5 protein-coding genes are annotated in these 22224 nt (G+C 63.5%); 4 read left to right on the top strand and 1 reads right to left on the bottom strand.

Translation table 11 applies throughout. From position 1 onward, the window contains the following. The first annotated feature begins 196 nt into the window (after positions 1 to 196). Genes glpA through glpC form a run of 3 tightly spaced genes read left to right on the top strand, consistent with a single transcriptional unit; the run spans position 197 to position 4404 of the window. The gene (gene glpA / locus Aeroheme_RS09355) at positions 197 to 1873 is read left to right on the top strand and encodes an anaerobic glycerol-3-phosphate dehydrogenase subunit A (RefSeq protein WP_411167147.1); all 1677 of its coding nucleotides are present in this window, start codon (positions 197 to 199) and stop codon (positions 1871 to 1873) included. Further along, positions 1870 to 3150, top strand: a complete 1281-nt coding sequence (gene glpB, locus Aeroheme_RS09350) for a glycerol-3-phosphate dehydrogenase subunit GlpB (RefSeq protein ID WP_411167146.1) — start codon at positions 1870 to 1872, stop codon at positions 3148 to 3150. The genes glpA and glpB overlap by 4 nt, the downstream gene beginning before the upstream one ends. Before the next feature lie 51 nt (positions 3151 to 3201). Beyond that, a complete protein-coding gene (gene glpC, locus Aeroheme_RS09345; protein ID WP_411167145.1) occupies positions 3202 to 4404 on the top strand; it encodes an anaerobic glycerol-3-phosphate dehydrogenase subunit GlpC in 1203 nt (400 codons plus the stop codon). A gap of 246 nt (positions 4405 to 4650) precedes the next feature. Here glpC and Aeroheme_RS09340 read toward each other — a convergent pair whose 3' ends face one another. Next, the gene (locus tag Aeroheme_RS09340; RefSeq protein WP_411167144.1) at positions 4651 to 20043 is read right to left on the bottom strand and encodes a retention module-containing protein; all 15393 of its coding nucleotides are present in this window, start codon (positions 20041 to 20043) and stop codon (positions 4651 to 4653) included. Positions 20044 to 20781: 738 nt separating this feature from the next. Between Aeroheme_RS09340 and nrfA the strand changes: the two genes are divergently transcribed. Then, positions 20782 to 22224 carry an ammonia-forming nitrite reductase cytochrome c552 subunit gene (gene nrfA / locus Aeroheme_RS09335; protein ID WP_411167143.1) on the top strand — a complete coding sequence of 481 codons (1443 nt, stop codon included), beginning with the start codon at positions 20782 to 20784 and terminating at the stop codon, positions 22222 to 22224.

Raw genomic sequence — 22224 nt, 5'->3', positions numbered from 1 at the left:
ATACCCCTTCCCGCTTTTCTCTTTTTTGAGGTGCCGACCCTGGTCCCGCCCTGATCGGGATGTGACTATGGTCACAGTTCGCTCATCAACCCCACCATCAATGAGCGTTTGCGAACATTAATTTGGCCCATATCAAACATTTTCAGCCAGACAGGCGCCACACTGGCCCCATCTGGACGAGATGAGACGGGCAAGAATGAAAAGAATAACCACAGAAGTCGTCATCATAGGCGGCGGCGCTACCGGGGCCGGCATCATGCGCGATTGCGCCCTGCGCGGCATCGACTGCATCCTGCTGGAGCGGGATGACATAGCCGCAGGCACCACGGGGCGCAACCACGGCCTGCTCCATTCGGGGGCCCGCTACGCGGTGACGGATCCGGAGTCCGCCCGCGAGTGCATTCAGGAGAACCGCATCCTCAAGCGGATCGCCAGCCACTGCGTGGAGGCGACCGGCGGCCTCTTCCTCACCCTGCCGGAAGATGACATCCATTTCCAAAGTACCTTTATGGATGCCTGCGCCCTGGCGGGCATAGAGACACGCCAGCTGGATCCCCGCGAGGCGCTGCGGCTCGAACCCAACGCCAACCCGGCGATGATAGGCGCCATTCATGTGCCGGATGGCACCGTCGATCCCTTCCGCCTGGCCGCCGCAAACGTCTTGGATGCCAAGGAACATGGCGCCCGCATCTTCACCCACAGCAAGGTGCTGGGGCTGCTGCGCACGCAAGATCGGGTGCACGGGGTCAAGGCCATCAACACCCGCACCGGCGAAGCGTTCGAGGTGGAGTGCCAGGAGGTGATCAACGCCGCCGGCATCTGGGGCCAGCAAATCTGCGAATACGCCGATCTCGGCATCCGCATGTTCCCGGCCAAGGGCTCCCTGCTCATCATGGATTACCGCATCAACCAGCTGGTGCTCAACCGCGCCCGCAAGCCGGCTGACGCGGACATTCTGGTGCCGGGCGATACCATCTCCCTCATCGGCACCACGTCCAGCCGCATCGATTACAACAAGATTGATCAGCTCACCGTCGAGCCCGAAGAGGTAGAGGTGCTGCTGCGCGAAGGGATCAAGCTCGCCCCCATCATGGCCCGCACCCGCTTGCTGCGCGCCTACGCCGGGGTGCGCCCCCTGGTGGCGGTGGACGGTGACGACACCGGCCGCAACATCAGTCGCGGCATAGTGCTGCTGGATCACAGCGATCGTGACGGTCTCAAGGGCTTCAACACCATCACCGGCGGCAAGCTGATGACCTACCGCCTGATGGCGGAGTGGGCCACCGATCTCGTCGCCAACAAGCTGGGCAATTCCCGGCCCTGCCGCACCGCCGAACTCAATCTGCCCGGCTCGCGGGATCCTGAGAAGGTCTCGGCCCCCGGTCTCTCGGTGCCGGTCGAAGGCTCCGCCCAATACCGCCACGGCGAGCGGGTCATCGCCTTCTTCCGGGACAACCCCAAGGCCAACGCCCTCATCTGCGAGTGCGAGATGGTGACCGCAGGCGAAATCGAATACGCCCTGCGCGAGCTCGACGTGGACAACCTGGTGGATCTGCGCCGCCGCACTCGCCTCGGCATGGGTCCCTGTCAGGGAGAGCTGTGCGCCTACCGCGCCGCCGGTCTGATGCAGGAGTACGGCAAGGCCGATGGCCGTGAGGCCTGCGTCATGCTGCGCCAGTTCCTGGAGGAGCGTTACAAGGGGACCCGCCCCGTGCTCTGGGGGGATGCCCTGCGCGAAGCCGAGTTTACCTACTGGATCTACGAAGGGCTCTTTGGCCTGGGGGAATGGACGGCGCCCCATCTGGTGAGCGATCCCCCCTTTCCCCTCGCCCGGACCTCGTCAAGCCCATCCAGCCAAGGAGTGCAGCCATGAAATTTGACACTATCGTGATAGGCGGCGGCATGGCAGGCCTGTCGGCGGCCCTGCGTCTGGCCGAGGCGGGCCAGAAGACCCTGCTGATGGCCTCGGGCCAGAGCGCCCTGCACTTCTCTTCCGGCTCGGTGGATCTGCTCGAAAGCGAAGGCGACCCTCGCGCCACCCTGCCCGCCTTTATGGCCGCCCATCCGGATCACCCCTACAGCAAGGTGGGGTTGACCAATATAGAGGCGAGCCTCACGGATCTGCAGCGCCACTGCCACGAGCAGGGGTTGCCCCTGTTTCGCCAGGAACGCAACCATCAGCGGCTGACCCCCATCGGCACCCTGAAATCCACCTGGCTCTCCCCCGAGACCTGCGCCTGCGTCACGGAGGCCCCCGCCCCGGACGTCCTGCTGCTGGCGACGCTCGAGGGCTTTCGCGACTTCCACCCGGTGCTGGCGGCTGCCAATCTGGCGACCCATTCCCGCTTCGCCCACTGCCGCATCCTGACCGGTGAAATTCGCCTGCCCCAGCTCGCCGCATTCAGCCGCAATCCCCACGAGTTTCGCTCCGCCGATATCGCCCGCCTGTTTGACAAACAGCAGCACGACAAGCAGGACCTGCTGACGGATCTGGCCCGCGAGATAGGCCGCATGGTGCAGGAGTGCGGCGAGCCTGGCTGCCGCCATATAGTGCTGCCCGCCTGCCTGTCGCTGGGGCTGGTCGGCCCCCGTCTGGCTGAGCTGGAGGCGCGCACCGGCTGCACCATCAAGGAGGTGGCCACCATGCCGCCGTCCCTCATCGGGATGCGGATGCAGGAGGCGCTCAAGCGCCGCTTCCTGGCCCTCGGCGGCACCTTCCTCACCAGCGAACGGGTGCTGGGCGCCAGCTACGACGGCGATCGGGTGGTAGGCGTGCACAGCCAGAACGGCGACGATCAGCTGTTCGAGGCGGACCACTTCGTGCTCGCCTCCGGCAGCTTCTTCAGCCGCGGGCTGGAGTCCCGCCTCGGCGGCATTCGCGAGCCCATCTTCGACGCCGACGTCTTGAGCCTCCCCGAGCGCGACGCCTGGGCCGGCCGCCGCCTGTTCGACCACCACCCCTTCATGGGCTTCGGGGTCAAGACGGACGACCAGCTGCGAGTGCTGCGCGGCGGCAAGCCCCTTGCCAACCTCTATGGCGCCGGCAGCGTGCTGGCCCACTACGATCCCGTGCGAGAAGGCTCGGGCTCCGGGGTCGCGGTCGCCACCGGCTGGCAGGCTGCCGGCCATATTCTGGGCGCGGCCCAATGATTACTTCGTCCCATATCCCGTGTCTTCATCATCGCCGGGAGGAGAACTGACATGCTACTGGATCACGCCAATCAAACCTTCGATCAGTGCATCAAATGCACCGTCTGCACCGCCTACTGCCCGGTGGCCAAGGCCAACCCCGCCTACCCGGGCCCCAAGCAGGCGGGCCCGGATGGGGAGCGGCTGCGCATCAAAAGCCCGGAGCTCTTTGACAGCGCCCTCAAGCACTGCACCAACTGCAAACGCTGTGAGGTGGCCTGCCCAAGCGGGGTGCGCATCGGCGACATCATTGCCAAGGCCAAGCACCAGTACAGCGGCTTCAAACCGGGGATCCGCGAGTTCGTGCTCTCCCACACCGATCTGATGGGCAGCATGTCTACCCTGATGGCCCCCGTGGTCAACTTCACCACCGGCCTCAAGCCGATGAAGCTGGTGCTGGACAAGGCGCTGGGGGTCTCCTCCCACCGGGATCTGCCCAAGTATTCCCAGGGCACCTTCCGTGGCTGGTACAAAAAGCAGAAGGCCACCCAGGCCCGCTTCGAGCGCCAGATCGCCTACTTCCACGGCTGCTACGTCAACTACAACCACCCGCAGCTCGGCAAGGAGCTGGTGCAGGTGCTCAACGCCATGAACATAGGCATGCAACTGCTGGATCGGGAGAAGTGCTGCGGCGTGCCGCTCATTGCCAACGGCTTCATGGACAAGGCCAAGCAGCAGGCGGCCTTCAACATTCAGCAGATGGAGAACAGCCTGCTGGGCAACGAGATGCCGCTCCTGGCCACCTCCTCCACCTGCGGCTTCACCCTGCGCGATGAATACCCCCACCTGCTGGAGCAGGACAACCGCAAGGTGCGGGATCGCATCTCCCTGGTGACCCGCTTCCTGTGGAACGAGTTCTACCGGGGCAACAAACCGGCGATGAAACCGCTCAACCTGCACATCGCCTACCACACCCCCTGCCACATGGAGAAGATGGGGGGCGTCATCTACACCCTCGAATTGCTGCGCGCCATTCCCGGGGTCAAGGTGACCGTGCTCGACTCCCAGTGCTGCGGCATCGCCGGTACCTACGGCTTCAAGTCGGAGAACTACGAGACCAGCCAGACCATAGGTGAGGGGCTGTTCGATCAGATAAACCGCCTCAAGCCTGATCTGGTGATCACCGACTGCGAGACCTGCAAATGGCAGATCGAGATGAGCACGGCGTTCCGCTGCGAGCATCCGATCCATCTGCTTGCCCAGGCATTGGTATAGCGGGCGACAGTCGGGGGCATAAGCAGAGACTTATCGAGATGAGCACTCCGATCTGCCGCTGCGAGCATCCGATCCACCTGCTGGCCCAGGCGCTGGCCTGACCGACCCGGGTGCCCGACTGATAACAAAAAACAATCCACGCAGAGATCCGGTTACGCGGTGATCAACCCGCAGTAACAAACAGGCAGTGATAAAACAAGAGCCGGCAATTGCCGGCTCTTTTCCATGGTGCTGTCTCCCTCAGATTCAGGGGTGCTGGATGATCAGGCTGTGCTGATCCAGCATGGACTGCAGTATGTCGTGGGAGGAGGAGCCGCTCAGGTTCCAGCCGCTCAGATCCACGTCCTTCAGGGTGATCTGCTGGGTCACCTGACCATCCCCCGCCGGGGAGACCGACAGGCTCACGTCGCTCAGCCCGCCGTTGCCGGCGGTCACAGACGCAGAGAGGTGGCCCAGCAAGCCATCCACGCTGTTGTCGGTCACCCCCTTGAGCAGGTCCGCCAGATCTATCTTGTCCCCCTCCTCCGGGTGGAAGTCGGTGACGGTGTCGATGGCCGGCAAGGCCGCCGTTCCTTCATCGCCACTGCCCCACACGAAGAGATCGCTGCCTGCACCACCGGTCAGGATGTCATTGCCCTGACCGCCCCGGAGCACGTCATCCCCCAGGCCGCCCAGTATGCGATCGTCGCCGGTGGAGCCGAACAGCCAGTCACTCTGATCCGAGCCCAGCAGGTCATGGCCGCTCTGGCTGTGGATGTTGAGGGTCTCCTCGGCCGATCTCAGGGTGCTGCCACCCGCGCTGGATTCCGCACTCAGGGTCAGGGCATGATCCCCCGCCGTCAGACCGCTGAGGTAGAGGGGCACGGACTGATCCCCCGGCAGCAGCCAGTCGCCGTTGCTGTCCGCATGACCCACGCTCTGGCCGTGCTCGTCCACCACCTGGGCGCTCCCCAGATTCTGGATGCGGATGGAGAGTTCGCCGGTTGCCGGGTTGACCACGCTGGCGCTCAGGTTGAGCGGCACCCAGGCCCCTTGCAGGGCATGGATGTCGTGGGTGCCCAGGCTGAGCTGGGGATCGTCTGCCTCTGCGGTCACCTGGATGCCAATCTGGGCGCTGTCGGTCAGGACACCGCCCGATCCGGTATTGCCCTGATCCGAAGTGGTGATGGTCAGGTTGTCCTGTCCCCAGAAGTCCTTGGCCGGCTCGTAATGCAGGTTGCCATTGATGAGGTTGTTAAGATCATCAAGGGAGCCCACCAGGGTGATCTCGCTGCTGCCCGCCCCCTGCACCGAGACGGCGCCCGCCGCCCCGAGCAGGGTCAGCACGCCGTGTTCGACCCTCAGCACCATGGAGATGGGGGCAGTGCCCGCATCCACGTCCTTCACGCTGATCCCGGCGAGGGACAGTGAACCATCTTCCTTCACCTGCATGGCGCCCGGCACCTGGGTCACAGGGGCATCGTTGACCGCCTGCACCTCGATGGGCAGCACGTCGGTGTCGACCAGGGCGCCACCGCTGCCGGTGTTGCCCTTGTCGTTGGTCACCATGGTCAGGGCATCCTGGCCATTGAAGTCCTGCTCGCCCTGATAGGTCACGCCGCCCGCCAGCAGGGCATTGATGGCATCTTGCGATCCGCTCAGCACCAGGGTATCGCTGCCGCTGCCAGTCACCGTCACCCCGCTGCCGTCCGCCAGCACCAGGGTGCCGTGCAGGACCGACAGACGCACCTCCATGGGACTGCTGCCCGCATCCACGTCCTGTACCTGCAGGCCCTTGATGACGAAGGGGGTATCCTCCTGTGCCACCTGAGGGGTGCCCGGCAGCAGGTTGACGGGGGCATCATTGACCGCTTGCACCTCGATGGGCAGCACGTCTGTGTCGCCGAGCGCCCCGCCGCTGCCGGTGTTGCCCAGATCATTGGTGACCATGGTCAGGGCGTCATTGCCGTGGAAGTCGCCGTTGCCCTGATAGGTCACGCCACCAGAGAGCAAGGCGTTGAGATCCGCCAGGGTGCCGGTCAGCACCAGAGAGCCGGTGCCGTTGCCGGTCAGGGTCACGCCGCTGCCTGCCGGCAGGTTGAGGGTGCCGTGCTCCACCGACAGGCGCACCTCCATGGTGCCGCTGCCCGCGTCCACATCCTTCACCTGCAAACCCTGAATGGTGAAGGGCTTGTCCTCCTGGGCCACCTGGGGATCCGTTGGCAGCACGTTGATGGGGGCGTCGTTGACCGGGCTCACCTCCACCTGGATGGTGCCACTGACCTCGGGGCCGAGGGCGCCGTTGTCCAGGCTCTGGGCCGTCACCTTGAGATCCAGGGTGCCATTGGCGTCGTTGGTCACCAGCTCCACGGCCGCCAGCTTGCCGCCCGTCGTGGTCACTTGCCAGACGCCGCCGCCCAGATCCACCACAGTGCCGGTCACCCCGCTCGGCAGACGGATCTCTGCCCCATCGGGTACCCCTTCTATGGTGACCCGCACCTGCTCCGGGCCGTTCTCGTTAACGTTGGTGGCGCTGCCGCCGGTGGCCTGGGTGTCCTTGGTCTCCAGCCCCAGGTTGAGGGTGACCACGTCCCCCTCGGTGCCGCTCGCCTTGTCCTGAATGTCGGCGATGATGACATCCCCCACCGGCTTGACGGTGACGGTGAAGCTGCCCTTGGTCTCGAGGGGCATGGTGAGCCCCAAATCCTGGGTGAAGGCGCTCAGGGTGAGCTCCACGTTGCCGCTGAAGTTGGCGGGCGGGATCAGGGTCAGCTTGGAGAAGTCTGTGCCCACAGGCACCTGCCATACGCCACCGCCGTTGTTGACCGCCGGTGCCGACAGGGTGAAGCCATCCGGCACGCCCTTGATCTGCAGCGCCACTATCTGTTCGGATCCATCATTGTCGACCAGGGTCGCGCCTAGCCCGCCGAGGCTGACGCTGCCATCCTCGTTGCCGCTCACATCCTTCACCGTGAGCTGGGCCGGATCATTGACCGGCAGCACCTCAAAGCTCGCATTGCCGCTCCAGCTGCCGCGATCCGTCCCCGTGGTGGCACTGTCCAGAATGTCGACCTTGATGCCCAGGGGTACCTGACCGCTGAAGTGCTCCCTGGGTACGAACACCAGATCCTTGAGGCCATTGGCATCCACCACCAGGGACTGGACGGGATTCCTATTAGCATCGAGGAAATGGCCATACTGGGCATCGACGGTCAGGGTTACCCGCTCCACCGTCTCCAGGCCGCCGTTGGCCACCGAGGGGCTGATGTCCGCGAGTTTGACCGAGAGATCGAGGTGGATCTCGGTGTCTTCCAGGTTGCTCGGCTGACCGTTCACCTCCTTCACCTGCAGGTGCAGCTCGGGCTGGCCATCCGCGCCGCCCTTGATGTCCACCTCGGGGGTGATGGAGAGGGAAACGACCTTCTCCACCGTATTGGTGTTGCCGCTCACTGTGTCGGTATTGACCAGACGCACGTTGAAGCTCAGGCCGCTGCCGGCGTAATCCTCCGGCAGGGTCAGGGTCAGCTTGTCGAGGTCACTGAGGCCACCCGGCAGCTTGATGAGGTACTCGCCGTTGACGAAGTCGAAGGTGAGCCCCTGCACGCTAACGCCGGGGGGCAGACCGGTGAGGACTATGCTGAGCTCGTCATCACCGATGTTTGCCGTCCCCAGGGTCACCATGCTCTTGAGCTGGGTGCCAAAGTTGACGCCGTGATCCTCTACCCCTGTGATGGGCTGGCTGTTGTCGAGATCGATGCCGGCCGCAAGCTGGCCAGAGTTGGTTGCACCTTTGAACTCGGCGCTGGTGGTGATCTCCCGATAAGCCGGTGCGCTGACATCCCCTTCGTTGTTGTCGCCAAGATCGATCACCTTGGCGCTGACCTTGAAGGTGGCAGTGCCGGTGAAACCATCCGGTGAACGCAGGGAGAAGCTCCCGAGGGCGCTGTTAGGCACTGTCCAGTTGCCCTGGCCGTCGTTGATCCCCCCCACCACCACGAAGCCGGGGGGCAGATCGCTGATGACCAGGTAGTCGATGACCTCATCGCTGGTCGGATCCCTGTCATCGAACACGAAGACATCTTTGAGCGGGATGTCATGACCATCCGGGCTGACCAGATCCCCACCCTGCTGCACTAGGTTGCCATCCGGTTCGACCACGGCCTGGATATCCACGTGCAGCTGACCATTGACCTCTTTGCTGACTACAACATTGGAATCCACATCTTTCTGAGTCACGGTGACATGGCTTTTGATGGTGGTGTCCCTGTCGCTGTCTTGTGGCGCCTTCACCAGCAGCTGACCGCCGCCGAGCAGGCTCTTCAGATCCGCGTCACTCAACTCCACCTTGCCGCCCGTCACGTTAAGCTGGGTCTCGGCCCCGCCCACCCGGATCCAGATCTCGTAACCCGGCTCTATGTCGGAGAGGCTGAGGTGAGTCACCTTTTCGGCGCTGTCGGTCAGGTCCGGCTGCCAGTCGAGCACGGCGAACTCATCCTCCAGACCATGGCTGGTCTTGGCATAGTCACCGGCATCGATCGCGGGCTCCACCTTGATGGTGAGCGGAACATCGAAACTCTGGTGATCCCCGTCGTTCTCGGTCACCACCACGTGGCCGATAAGGTGGATATCGGCGGTGCTGTTGGGGGGTGGCTGGATCTGCAGGTTGCCCAGACTCGAGACGTCGACCTGATAGGTCGGCTTGCCCTGGGCGTCGAGCCCGGCGAAGGTGAGGGTGAGCTCCTTGCCGTTGCCATCGAACACCTTGGCCCCTTCCGGCAAGCCTTCCAGCACCAGGTTGAGGGTTTCGGAACCATCGCTCGTCGTCTCCCCCGACGTCAGTTTGAAGTCCAGCGGCGCCTTGCCATCTTCCCCTATGGTGGTGGTGTAGCCCTTGCCATCCTGGCTCCAGCCGGTACTGTCCAGATTAAAATGAGGCTCATCCACCACCCCCACCAGATCCACATGCAGGCCCTGGCTGCCGGTCACCTTCTCGTTGACCACTGTCTGGGTCTGACCATTGGCATCGGTCAGGGTGGCGGTATCCTTTACCACCCCCTGGATGTTGAGATCGAAGTCGACGTTGCTGTCCTTCGGCGGCTCGAGCTTGAGCTCGCCGATGCGGGCATAGGGCACCTCGTAATAACCGTTCGCATCCAGGGTGACCGCCACGCCGCCGAGCCAGAGGGTGGCACCGGCGGGCAGGCCGCTGATGCGCACGAACATCTGCTCGGAGCCATCAGCAGTATCCCCCAGATGGGCGAGCGCTATCTTGCTGCCCAGATCCAGCAGGCTGTCTTCCTTGCCCTGGATGTCGCGCACCGTCAGCTTGGCGTCATCCGCCAGCGGGTTGACGTTGATGATGAGATCGATGGGATCCCCAAGGGCTGTCTCCTTCCCGGTGACTACGGGGGTTTTCTCGGTACTGACCGGGGTCACGACCAGCTTGATGTCACCGCTGTAGTCCTTGCCGGGCACGACTGTGATCTTGTTGATGTCACTGCCCGAAACGGTATAGAGGCCGTTCGCATCGGGCGTGAGCACCTTGCCGTTCAGAGTCAGGCTGCCCTCCCCGGACGCCCACTTGATCTGGTAGCTCAGGGTCTCTGAGCCATCGGTGTCGGTGAGCCTGGCCTGCACGTTGAGGGCTATGCCGGTGCTGTCCTCATCGGTGCTGTAGTGCTTATTCGTGCTGCCGTCATCCCAGAGCGGCTTGTCGGCAATGCCCTGCACAGTGATGGCCAGGTTGCCGGTCAGCACTGAGGGTTTGCTCCCCTCGGTGACGCCGACCTGCAACTGGATCGGGAAGCGAAGCGGGTTGCCGCCATCGTTGTAGCTCGAGTAGTCGTGATCGGGAACGAAGGTCACACCGGTCAACTGGAACTTGTCATCGGTATTGACCACCGCCACCATGGCCGCTGGCGGCACCTGATACCAGGTCTTGCCACCCTGAGTGATGGTAGTGAGCGCAACACCGTTGAAATAGAAGGAGCCATGGGTATTGGCAGGGGCCTGGATAAGCAATGTCTCGACAAACTCGCCCCGATCGTAGTCGCCTATGTCCAGGTTCATGGTGATGGGGATGCCATGAGTGGGGTCGCTGGCCCCCGCATCCTCGGCACCGGTGGCGGCACTGACGGTCAACTTGCCCGCCTCATCCCTTATGGTCAGGGTCAGCACCCCGTCATCGGTATCCCCATCCCCGTCCACCAGGTGGAAGTCGATCTTCTGCACCAGGGTGTTGTTGCTGTGATCTATGTCCGCCTTGGCGCTGAAGCTGTAATTCCCCTCGCCGTTGATCACCAGGGTGCCTATGGCCTGGCCAGTGCTGTCTGTGACCGCAATGGTGGTATTACCGCTGGCGGCGATGGGGTGTTCGACCCCGTTGATGGTGACCGATCTCACCACCGCATCGTCGGCACCCTCGCTGGCGGTAGCCAGCAGATCGCCGCTCACTTTCGCCCCCTGGTTCAGGGTCTTGCCGGCATCGACCGCGACGGGCACATCGTCCTGCACGCTGACGTGACCTATCACCTCGCCGCTGAGATCCCCATCGCTGTCCAGGGCCTGCAACGGCAGCTGGATATCCAGTAGATCCTTGCCCTGGGCACTGTGGTCCAGGTTGCCGGTCAGTTCGAAGGTATAACGGCCGGAGACATCCAGGGTCAGCTTGAAGATGAGCTTGCCCCCGCTGTCCTTGCCCAGATAGACACCCGGCTGGCTGTCGGCGCTGATGCTGACGGCCTTGCCCCCGGAGCTGAGCTGGTTGAGGGCGTTGAAGCGGGCCACATCCAGTTGCAGGGCGGCCACCCTGTCGCTCCCGGCGGCGATCACCACCTGACCGACGGCCAGCTCCCCGGTCCCGGACGGGCTGGTGCCGCCGTGCTGGCCGGAACCGCCATTGAGATCCGACTCCTTGACGGTGACACTCCCGATGGAGCTGATCACGGGGTCAGCGGCATCGGTGATCACCGCCGTGGTGTTGCCGGTGATCACAGAGCCATCGCTGTCGGTCACCCGCACTGGCAGGGTCAGGTTGAGCTTGTCGTCGGCGCCGTGATCCAGGTTGGTGTGCACAGTGACCTGGTAATCCAGGGTCGCCGAGCTGTGGGCCGCTATGCTGCCCGGCACGCTCGGCAGGGTCACGCTCAGCACCAGGGTGCCGCTCGCGGTCACCCCCTGGAAGCTGTGACCCTTGCTGCCCGGCACCTCCTGCCAGGTCAGCGTCTCGCCATTGTGGGTGATGGCCTTGCCGCTGGCATCCACGACCTGACCGGAGAGAGTCAGGCGCACGTCCACCACGGGATCGGAGTCCGCCTTGATGGTGAGGGTGCCGCTGGCCTGCTGGTCGTCCGCCGTCTGGTTGTTCGCTGCCCCATCGAAGCGCCCTTCGTTCAGGGTCACCCCGGTGAGGCTGAGGGTCGGTTTGTCCCCTTCCGCAACGCTGATGTTGAGGGTGCCCGAGGCGCTGTCGTTGTTGCCGGCCCCCTTGTCGCTGTCGACGACGTTGATCTTGAACGGCAGCTCGGTGCTGCTGCCATTGGCCTGGTGGACCCCCTCGAACAGGGTCACCTTGTAGTCGAAGCCATTGCTGGCGGCGTTGTCGAGCTTGCCGCTGATTTCGACCTGCAGCACCTCGACCCGCACCCCGTTCACGTCCACATAGCCTTTGAGGATCTGGTTGCCCGGGATGCTGGCATCGCCGCCCACCAGTTCGTATTTCACGCTCTGACCCAGGGCAGTCAGGGCTGGCTGCTCTGCGATATCGGCGAACGACACCTCGCTCACCCGATCCGAGCCCGCGTCCACGGTGAAGTGACCCGTGCCGGTCAGGGGGCTGCTGCCATCGAGGTTGCCCTCGTCCAGGCTCACCCCGCTGCCCGCCACGAAGCCAGGTGCATTGCCGTCCTTGATGGTCAGCGGCAACTGGGTGGAGACCCTGTCCCCGTCCTTGTCCGTGAGGGTGATGGCCAGGGGCAGGTCGAGGGACTCGCTGCCCTGGTGATCCAGCTCGCCGCTCAAGGTCACCTTGGTGGTGACGCTCCAGTTGCCGTTGTTGTCCACGAGATCCAGCTCGGCGCGCAGCACCTCGCGGCCATCGGCGCTGGTCCCCACCAGCTCCCCGTTGGCATCCAGGGTGAAGGTGACAGGGCTGCCGTGGCTGCTGTATTTGCCGTCCAGGCTCTGCTGGATGGCGTTGATATCGAACCTGAGACTGTCGGGGGCCAAGGCATCAGCACCGTGGTTCACGGTGAAGCTCATATTGCCCACCACGGCGCCGTCGCCTTGGTTGGCCTCGGTCAGGCTGGTGCCGGTCACGGCGCTGATCACCGGGTTGGCCCCATCGCCGATGGCGATGCTCAAGGAAGAAGAAACGGTGTCCCCATCACTGTCGGTGAGAGTAAAGCCCGCCTTGATCAAGCTATCCACACTGCCTTGATCCAGCGGCTGGTTCAGGGTGAAGACGTAGTGACCCTGCTGATCCAGCGTCAAGGTGAAGACGTTCTGGCCGTTGACGGCGCCGCTGATGCTGTTGCCGCTGACGCTTATAACGACCGGCTGCCCACCGCTGGTGAGCCCCTGCAGGCCCGGCTGGCTGGCATCGAAGCTGATGCTGGCAAGGGGATCGCTGCCGGCGGTGATGTTCAGATCACCGGACAGGGTCTGGGCCGCGCTCCAGTCGCTGTCCTCCACCAGGGTCAGGGTGACGGGGTCGACCTGGGGCAAGACGCCGTCGGTGATCTGGATGTTGAGGGTACCGAGGTTGCTCTGGTCGCCGTCAAAGTCGGTGCCCTGCACCTGCAGCCCCAGGTTGACGCTGTTGCTGCTGACCGGTTGATCCAGCACGCCATCGAGCTTCACATGGTACTTGCCGTCCAGGTCCAGGGTCACGGTCAGCACCGTCTTGCCGCCCGCATCCAGCAGGGTGATGACATTGCCATTGACCTGATAGCTGGTCGGCTTGCCACCACTGGTGAGACCATCCAGGGCGGGCTGGCTTGACTCGAAGTTCAGGGACACCAGGCGGTCACTGCCCACATTGACCGGCAGCTGGCCATCCAGGGTCTGGCCAGAGGCCCCTTCCTGCAGGCTGATGCCAGTGTCGATGCCAAGGCTGGGGTCGGCCGCATCGGTGATCACCGCTGTTGTGTTGCCGGTGATCACAGAGCCGTCGCTGTCGGTCACCCGCACCGGCAGGGTCAGGTTCAGCTTGTCGTCGGCGCCGTGATCCAGGTTGGTGTGCACAGTGACCTGGTAATCCAGGGTTGCCGAGCTGTGGGCCGCTATGCTGCCCGGCACGCTCGGCAGGGTCACGCTCAGCACCAGGGTGCCGCTCGCGGTCACTCCCTGGAAGCTGTGGCCGTTACTGCCCGGCACCTCCTGCCAGGTCAGCGTCTCGCCATTGTGGGTGATGGCCTTGCCGCTGGCATCCACGACCTGACCGAAGAGAGTCAGGCGCACATCCACCACGGGATCCGAGTCCGCCTCGATGGTCAGGGTGCCGCTGGCCTGCTGGTCGTCCGCCGTCTGGTTGCTGCCAGCCCCATCGAAGCGCCCTTCATTCAGGGTCACCCCGGTGAGGCTGAGGGTCGGTTTGTCCCCTTCCGCAACGCTGATGTTGAGGGTGCCCGAGGTGGTGTCGTTGTTGCCTGATCCCTTGTCGCTGTCGACGACGTTGACCTTGAACGGCAGCGCTGTGCTGCTGCCATTGGTCTGGTGTACCCCCTCGAACAGGGTCACCTTGTAGTCAAAACCGTTGCTGGCGGCGTTGTCGAGCTTGCCGCTGATTTCGACCTGCAGCACCTCGACCCGCACCCCGTTCACTTCCACATAGCCCTTGAGGATCTGGTTGCCCGGGATGCCGGCATCGCCGTCCACCAGTTCGTATTTCACGCTCTGGCCCAGGGCGGTCAGGGCCGGCTGCTCGGCGGGATCGGCGAAAGACACCTCGCTCACCCGATCCGAGCCTGCGTCCACGGTGAAGTGGCCCGTGCCGGTCAGGGGGTTGCTGCCATCGAGGTTGCCCTCGTCCAGGCTCACCCCGCTGCCTGCCACGAAGCCGGGCGCATTGCCGTCCTTGATGGTCAACGGCAACTGGGTGGAGACCCTGTCCCCATCCTTGTCCGTGAGGGTGATGGCAAGAGGCAGGTCGAGGGACTCGCTGCCCTGGTGATCCAGCTCACCACTCAGGGTCACCTTGGTGGTGACGCTCCAGTTGCCGTTGCTATCCACCAAGTCCAGCTCGGCGCGCAGCACCTCGCGGCCATCCGCGCTGGTGCCCACCAGATCCCCGTTGGCATCCAGGGTAAAGGTCACCGGGCTGCCGTGGCTGCTGTACTTGCCATCCAGACTGCTCTGGATCGCCGCAATATCGAACTTGAGGCTGCTCTGATCGAGGGCATCCGAGCCGTGGCTCACGGTGAAGCTCATATTGCCCACCACGGCGGCGTCGCCCTGGTTGGCCTCGGTCAGGCTGGTGCCGGTCACGGCGCTGATCACCGGGTTTGCCCCATCGCCGATGGCGACGCTCAAGGTGGAGGAGACTTTGTCCCCATCACTGTCTGTGAGGGTGAAGCCCGCCTTGATCAGGCTGTCCGCACTGCCCTGATCCAGCGGCTGGTTCAGGGTGAAGACATAGTGACCTTTCTGATCAAGCGTGAGGGTGAACACATTCTGGCCGTTGACGGCGCCGCTGATGCTGTTGCCGCTGATGCTGATGACAACTGGCTGACCGCCGCTGGTGAGCCCCTGCAGGCCCGGCTGGCTGGCATCGAAACTGATGTTGGCAAGGGGGTCGCTGCCGGCGGTGATATTGAGATCCCCGGAGAGGGTCTGGGCCGCGCTCCAGTTGCTATCTTCGGTCAGAGTCAGGGAGACGGGGTCGACCTGGGGCAAGGCGCCATCGGTGATCTGGATATTGAGGGTGCCGAGGTTGCTCTGGTCGCCGTCAAAGTCGGTGCCTTGCACCTGCAGCCCCAGATTGACGCTGTTGGTGCCCACAGGTTGATCCAGCACGCCATCGAGCCGCACATGGTACTTTCCATCCAGATCCAGGGTCACGGTCAGCACCGTCTTGCCCCCCGCATCCAGCAGGGTGATGACATTGCCATTGACCTGATAGCTGGTCGGCTTGCCGCCGCTGGTGAGACCATCCAGGGCGGGCTGGTTCCCCTCGAAGTTCAGGGACACCAGGCGATCGCTGCCCACATTGACCGGCAGCTGGCCATCCAGGCTCTGGCCAGAGGCCCCTTCCTGCAGGCTGATGCCGGTGTCGATGCCGAGGCTGGGGTTGGCCGCATCGGTGATCACTGCCGTGGTGTTGCCGGTGCTCACCGAGCCGTCGCTGTCGGTCACCTGGACCGGCAGGGTCAGGGTGAGCTTGTCGTCGGCGCCGTGATCCAGGTTGGTGTGCACAGTGACCTGGTAATCCAGGGTCGCCGAGCTGTGGGCCGCTATGCTGCCCGGCACGCTCGGCAGGGTCACGCTCAGCACCAGGGTGCCGATCGCAGTCACCCCCTGGAAGCTGTGACCGTTACTGCCCGGCACCTCCTGCCAGGTCAGGGTCTCCCCGTTGTGGGTGATGGCCTTGCCGCTGGCGTCCACGACCTGACCGGAGAGGGTCAGGCGTACGTCCACCACGGGATCAGAATCCGCCTTGATGGTGAGGGTGCCGGTGGCCTGCTGGTCGTCCGCCGTCTGGTTGCTGCCGGCCCCATCGAAGCGCCCTTCATTCAGGGTCACCCCGGTGAGGCTGAGGGTCGGTTTGTCCCCTTCCGCAACGCTGATGTTGAGGGTGCCCAAGGTGCTGTCGTTGTTGCCTGATCCCTTGTCGCTGTCGACGACGTTGACCTTGAACGGCAGCTCTGTGCTACTGCCATTGGTCTGGTGTACCCCCTCGAACAGGGTCACCTTGTAGTCAAAGCCGTTACTGGCGGCGTTGTCGAGCTTGCCGCTGATTTCGACCTGCAACACCTCGACCCGTACCCCGTTCACTTCCACATAGCCCTTGAGGATCTGGTTGCCCGGGATGCCGGCATCGCCGTCCACCAGTTCGTATTTCACGCTCTGGCCTAGGGCGGTCAGGGCCGGCTGCTCGGCAGGATCGGCGAACGACACCTCGCTCACCCGATCCGAGCCTGCGTCCACGGTGAAGTGGCCCGTGCCGGTCAGGGGGTTGCTGCCATCGAGGTTGCCCTCGTCCAGGCTCACCCCGCTGCCCGCCACGAAGCCGGGCGCATTGCCGTCCTTGATGGTCAGCGGCAACTGGGTGGAGACCCTGTCCCCGTCCTTGTCCGTGAGGGTGATGGAAAGAGGCAGGTCGAGGGACTCGCTGCCCTGGTGATCCAGCTCACCGCTCAAGGTTACCTTGGTGGTGACGCTCCAGTTGCCGTTGCTGTCCACCAAGTCCAGCTCGGCGCGCAGCACCTCGCGGCCATCCGCGCTGGTGCCCACCAGATCCCCATTGGCATCCAGGGTAAAGGTCACCGGGCTGCCGTGGCTGCTGTATTTGCCATCCAGACTGCTCTGGATCGCCGCGATATCGAACCTGAGGCTGCTCTGATCGAGGGCATCCGAGCCGTGGCTCACGGTGAAGCTCATATTGCCCACCACGGCGGCGTCGCCCTGGTTGGACTCGGTCAGGCTGGTGCCGGTCACGGCGCTGATCACCGGGTTGGCTCCATCGCCGATGGCGACGCTCAAGGTGGAGGAGACTTTGTCCCCATCCGAATCAGTCAAGGTGAAGCCCGCCTTGATCAGGCTCTCCGCACTGCCCTGATCCAGCGGCTGGTTCAGGGTGAAGACGTAGTGACCTCTCTGATCAAGCGTGAGAGTAAAGACATTCTGGCCGTTGACGGCGCCGCTGATGCTGTTGCCGCTGATGCTGATGACAACGGGCTGGCCGCCGCTGGTGAGCCCCTGCAGGCCCGGCTGGCTGGCATCGAAACTGATGTTGGCAAGGGGATCGCTGCCGGCGGTGATGTTCAGATCCCCGGAGAGGGTCTGGGCCGCGCTCCAGTTGCTGTCCTCCACCAGAGTCAGGGAGACGGGGTCGACCTGGGGCAAGACGCCGTCGGTGATCTGGATGTTGAGGGTGCCGAGGTTGCTCTGGTCGCCGTCAAAGTCGGTGCCTTGCACCTGCAGCCCCAGATTGACGCTATTGGTATTGACCGGTTGATCCAGCACGCCATCGAGCTGCACATGGTACTTGCCGTCCAGGTCCAGGGTGACAGTCAAAATCACCTTGCCAGCGGCATCGAGCAGGGTGACCTGGTTGCCATTGACCTGATAGCTGGTCGGCTTGCCGCCGCTGGTGAGACCATCCAAGGCGGGCTGGCTTACCTCGAAGCTCAGGGACACCAGGCGATCGCTGCCCACATTGACCGGCAGCTGACCATCCAGGCTCTGACCGGCGGCCCCTTCCTGCAGGCTGATGCCAGTGTCGGTGCCGAGGCTGGGATCCATGCCGTCATTGATGGTGACCTGGAGATCGGCGCGGGTCTCGTCACCGTCTATCTCCTTGGCAGAGATGGAGAGGCCGAGGGAGAGCTGGTCGCTGCCCTGATGATCCAGGGGGCCATTGAGGGAGACGGTGACCTTGCCATCGATATCGCTGCCATTTTGGCTGGCTGTCAGCTCGGCTTTCAGCACCTCGACCCGGTTGCCGTTGGCATCCTGGTAATAGCCGGTCAGCAGGCGATCGCCGGTGAATTCGAAGCTGAGCACATGGCCGTCGCTGCTGAGCCCGCTGCCGTTCAGGCGAGTGAGCGTCGCGGCCTGGTCGGCAAAGGCAAGGGAGTCTGCCAGCAGGGGATCGGCCTGGTGGCCGACCACGAACTCGCTCTGACCCACCACGGCGCCCTGCTGGGTGAAGCCGTCTTCCGTGAGCGAGATGGAGGCTATGGTGAAGTCCGGCGGCGTGCTGTCCACCAGCTTGACGGTGAGATTGGCGCTCACCAGATCCCCGTCGCTGTCGCGGTATTCGAGGGAGAACGGCAGGCTCTGGCTGTCCTGGCCGTGATCCAGGCTCTGCTGCCAGAGGATGCGATAGCTGCCGTCATTGGCCAGGGTCAGGGTGAAGACGGTGACCCCCCCCGCGCTCGCGGTCAGGGTCTGGCCGTTTATCTGGTAGCTGAGGGCCGAGCCCTGGCTGGTGAGGCCGAGCTGCTCGAGGGCGCTCTGATCGGCGCCGAAGCTCACCTGCAGGTTGCCATCCAGGCCCGCCCCCGTGTGCAGGGAGCCGGTGGCGCTCACCGGGCCCTTGGCCAGATCCGCCTCGGACAGGGTCAGGGTATCGCTCTGGCCGATGAGGGGGGCGCCATCGATCACCCGGTTTCCCGCGAGATCCGTCACCTCAGCCCGCACCTCGAAGGGGCCTTCAATGCCGGAGAGATCCAGGCCATTGAGCTGCCAGCGGCCGTCGCTCCCCACCAGGGCGGAGCCGCTGTAAAGGGTCTGGCCGTTCTGGCCGATGAGGCTGATGGTGACGCGCTGGCCCGCTTCCACCTCTGTGGTGCTGCCGCTCAGGGTGACGTTGCCCTGGCCCAGCAGGCTCTGGGTGTCAAGATCGTCGATGTCGATACCAGCCCGGGTATCGACGGTCACGGTCAGGGTGTCGCTGGCTCTGTTGCCGGCGATGTCCACCGAATCGACGCGAAAATCATAGGCACCGTCGGCCATGTCACTGGGGATCTGGTATTGCCAGTTGCCGTTGCCATCCACGGTGAGCACGGTCAGAACGTTTCCGCCGAGGCTCAGGGTGACGGTGGCTCCGGGCTCTCCCTTGCCTTGCAGCAGCGGCGTGGTGTCGCGGGTCAGATCGTCCACCTGGCTGGCGCCGCTGTCGCTCTCGTCACTGAGATCCAGCGTGATGGTGGTGATGGTGTCGAGCAGGGTCTGACCGGTGTCGCTGGCCCGGTTGCCGGCCGCATCCTGGGTATCGGCCACTATGGTGAGCGGGCCGTCCACCAGCTTGCCGGTGACATCACCGAAGTTGGCCTCCCAGACGAAGCCCGGCAGCACCACTGTGGTGGTGGTGAGGCGGTTACCATCCTGGTCTATCAGGGTAACGGTGACGGTCTGGCCGACCTCCACATCCTCGACAAAGCCGCGAATGATGACGCCGGTCGCCTCGTCGGCGTTGATGATGTTGTCGGTGGTCTGGGGCTCGGTGATGGTGATGGCCGCCAGGAGATCCTGATCCTCCGAATAGAGCAGCTCGTCCCCTGGCTGGGCGCCCTGATGATCGGTGTCAAAGCCAGACTCCGCCAAGGTATATTCGCTGTTGAGATCCACCACCACAAAGCCGCCAGCGCTGGAGCCGACCACACCGCCACCCGTGGCGGCTGCCGCGTTACCGGCCGCGGTCTCCTCAAACAGCTCGGTCGGGTCGGCCCCCTGACGGATGGCCTCCTGCAAGCTGGCCAGCTCGGGATCCATGGCCAGGTTCGGTTCTGTCTGCGCCAGCTCGGGCTGGTCGGCGTTTGGGGTCTTCGCGGGATCGGCCAGCTCGAAACGCCCGTCCCCTTCGGTGAGCAGGCGCATTCCCGGCAGCAGCTGCATCCCCAGAGTAGCAGGGTGCAAGGAGCCATTGGCATCCATTACAAACACGGCACCCTCCACCTGGGTAACAAGAGTCGGTTTCTCTATTCGCAGCTCAGCCATACATCCTCCAACGGGTAAACACAGACAGTCCAGACCCACAAGGGTACAGGACGTCACCGTGACAGGCGGCTATTTTACCGCCTCTACGGACACAGATCCCTTCGTCATTTTCGAAAATATCGAAAGTAAATGCCGTAAACCTTCCTATTAAATTCAAAAAAGAGCTGCAATTCATGGAATAGCTCAGGATATAAGTCCGATTTTCTGCCTGAAATTAAGAATATAACCCTATTGGCACCCATTCATGCGACAGCTTCTGACCTGAACGCGCCCGACAGGCTTTCCCACTATTTCACCAGGGGAAGGCAAGGCACCCCTCCCCAGCAGAAATAAAGAATAAGTATTCATTTTCGCTTGGCGGCACCCCAGGTCACAGAGGCCATTCCCCTGCTCTCCCGCCCTTTGGCACGCTCCCGCATCCCCGAGGCGATGGCCAGCCGCAGCGCATCACCATGGAGAGATGATGGGGGTAACCACCCGACTGGGCTCAATAATTCAACCTGGATCTCACTTTTTGCATTAGCCCCCCATGCCAATTGATCTAGCGCAACTCCCACAGGGATAAATGATTATCCATTTTACCCATTTGGTATTATCTCCACGAGCAAATGCATAAAAATCATTTTCTATGCAGTCATAACAATTAATCGGCCTGCCATGCCCATCGACCATGGGCACAGATGTCCACGCACCAAGATGGAACGGTCAGGCTCGGCATGGACATTTTATCTGGGAGTGATGACCGTGGGTTCACATAACAAGCCATTTCGGCCGGGTCTGGCCGCCCTGCTGCTGACTGCCCTGCTGGGCACCAGCATGCTGGCACAGGCAGACGAGGCCACCCCCGAGGGCAAGATAGAGGCGCGCAGCGAGCTGTTCGCCAAGGATCACGCCGATCAGTTCAGCAGTTGGAAAAACACCAGCGAGAGCCGGGAGCGCACCGACGCCCTGGCGGAAGATCCGCAGATGGTGGTGCTCTGGGCCGGCTACCCCTTCTCCAAGGATTACAACAAGCCCCGCGGTCACTTCTATGCCCTGACGGACGTGCGCGAGACACTGCGCACCGGGGCACCGAAAACCGCCGAAGACGGTCCCCTGCCCATGGCCTGCTGGAGCTGCAAGGGCCCGGATGTGGCCCGCGTCATCGACGAGAAAGGCGAAGATGGCTACTTCAAGGGGATGTGGGCCAAGGGCGGGCTGGAAATCGTCAATACCATAGGCTGCGCCGACTGCCACGACACCGCCTCGAAAGAGTTCAAGGAAGGGAAACCTGCCCTGCACCTCTCCCGCCCCTATGCAGACCGCGCCATGACCGCCATCGGCAAACCGTTTAAGGAGCAGGGCCGCTTCGATCAACAGTCCCAGGTGTGCGGCCAGTGCCACGTGGAGTACTACTTCAATGGCCCCACCAAGGCGGTGAAATTCCCCTGGGACAAGGGCACCACTGTCGAGCAGATGGAAGAGTACTACGACGAAATCGGCTTCGCCGACTGGACCCATGCCCTCTCCAAGACCCCCATGCTCAAAGCCCAGCACCCCGAGTACGAGACCTGGCGCGCCGGCATTCACGGCCAGAACAACGTCGCCTGCGTCGACTGCCACATGCCCAAGGTGCAGAACGAGCAGGGCAAGGTCTACACGGATCACAAGGTGGGTAACCCCTTCGATCGCTTCGAGCAGACCTGCCGCAACTGCCACACCCAGAGCAAGGAGATGCTGCAGGGGGTGGTCAAGCAGCGCAAGGATGCGGTGACCGAGATCAAATTGAAGGTCGAGAAGCAGCTGGTGCACGCCCACTTCGAGGCCAAGGCGGCCTGGGATGCCGGCGCCACCGATGCCGAGATGAAGGACATTTTGCAAGACATCCGTCACGCCCAATGGCGCTGGGACTTCTCCATCGCCTCCCACGGGGTGCAGATGCACGCCCCTGAAGTGGCGCTGCGCATGCTGGGTACCGCCCTGGACAAGGCCGCCGACGCCCGCACCAAGCTGGCTCGCCTGCTGGCGGCCAAGGGGATCAGCCACGAGATCGCCATTCCTGACATCTCCAGCAAGGAGAAGGCCCAGGCCGCCCTTGGCATGGACATGAAGCAGATGAACGGCGACAAGGCCCAGTTCCTCAAGACCACAGTCCCCGCCTGGGATGCCGAGGCCAAAGCGGCCGGACGGCTCGCACAGTAA

The sequence above is a fragment of the Aeromonas sp. DSM 116730 genome, assembly GCF_046581335.1.
Classification (GTDB): Bacteria; Pseudomonadota; Gammaproteobacteria; order Enterobacterales; family Aeromonadaceae; genus Aeromonas; species Aeromonas rivipollensis.
This window is presented reverse-complemented; position numbering and strand designations above follow the sequence as displayed.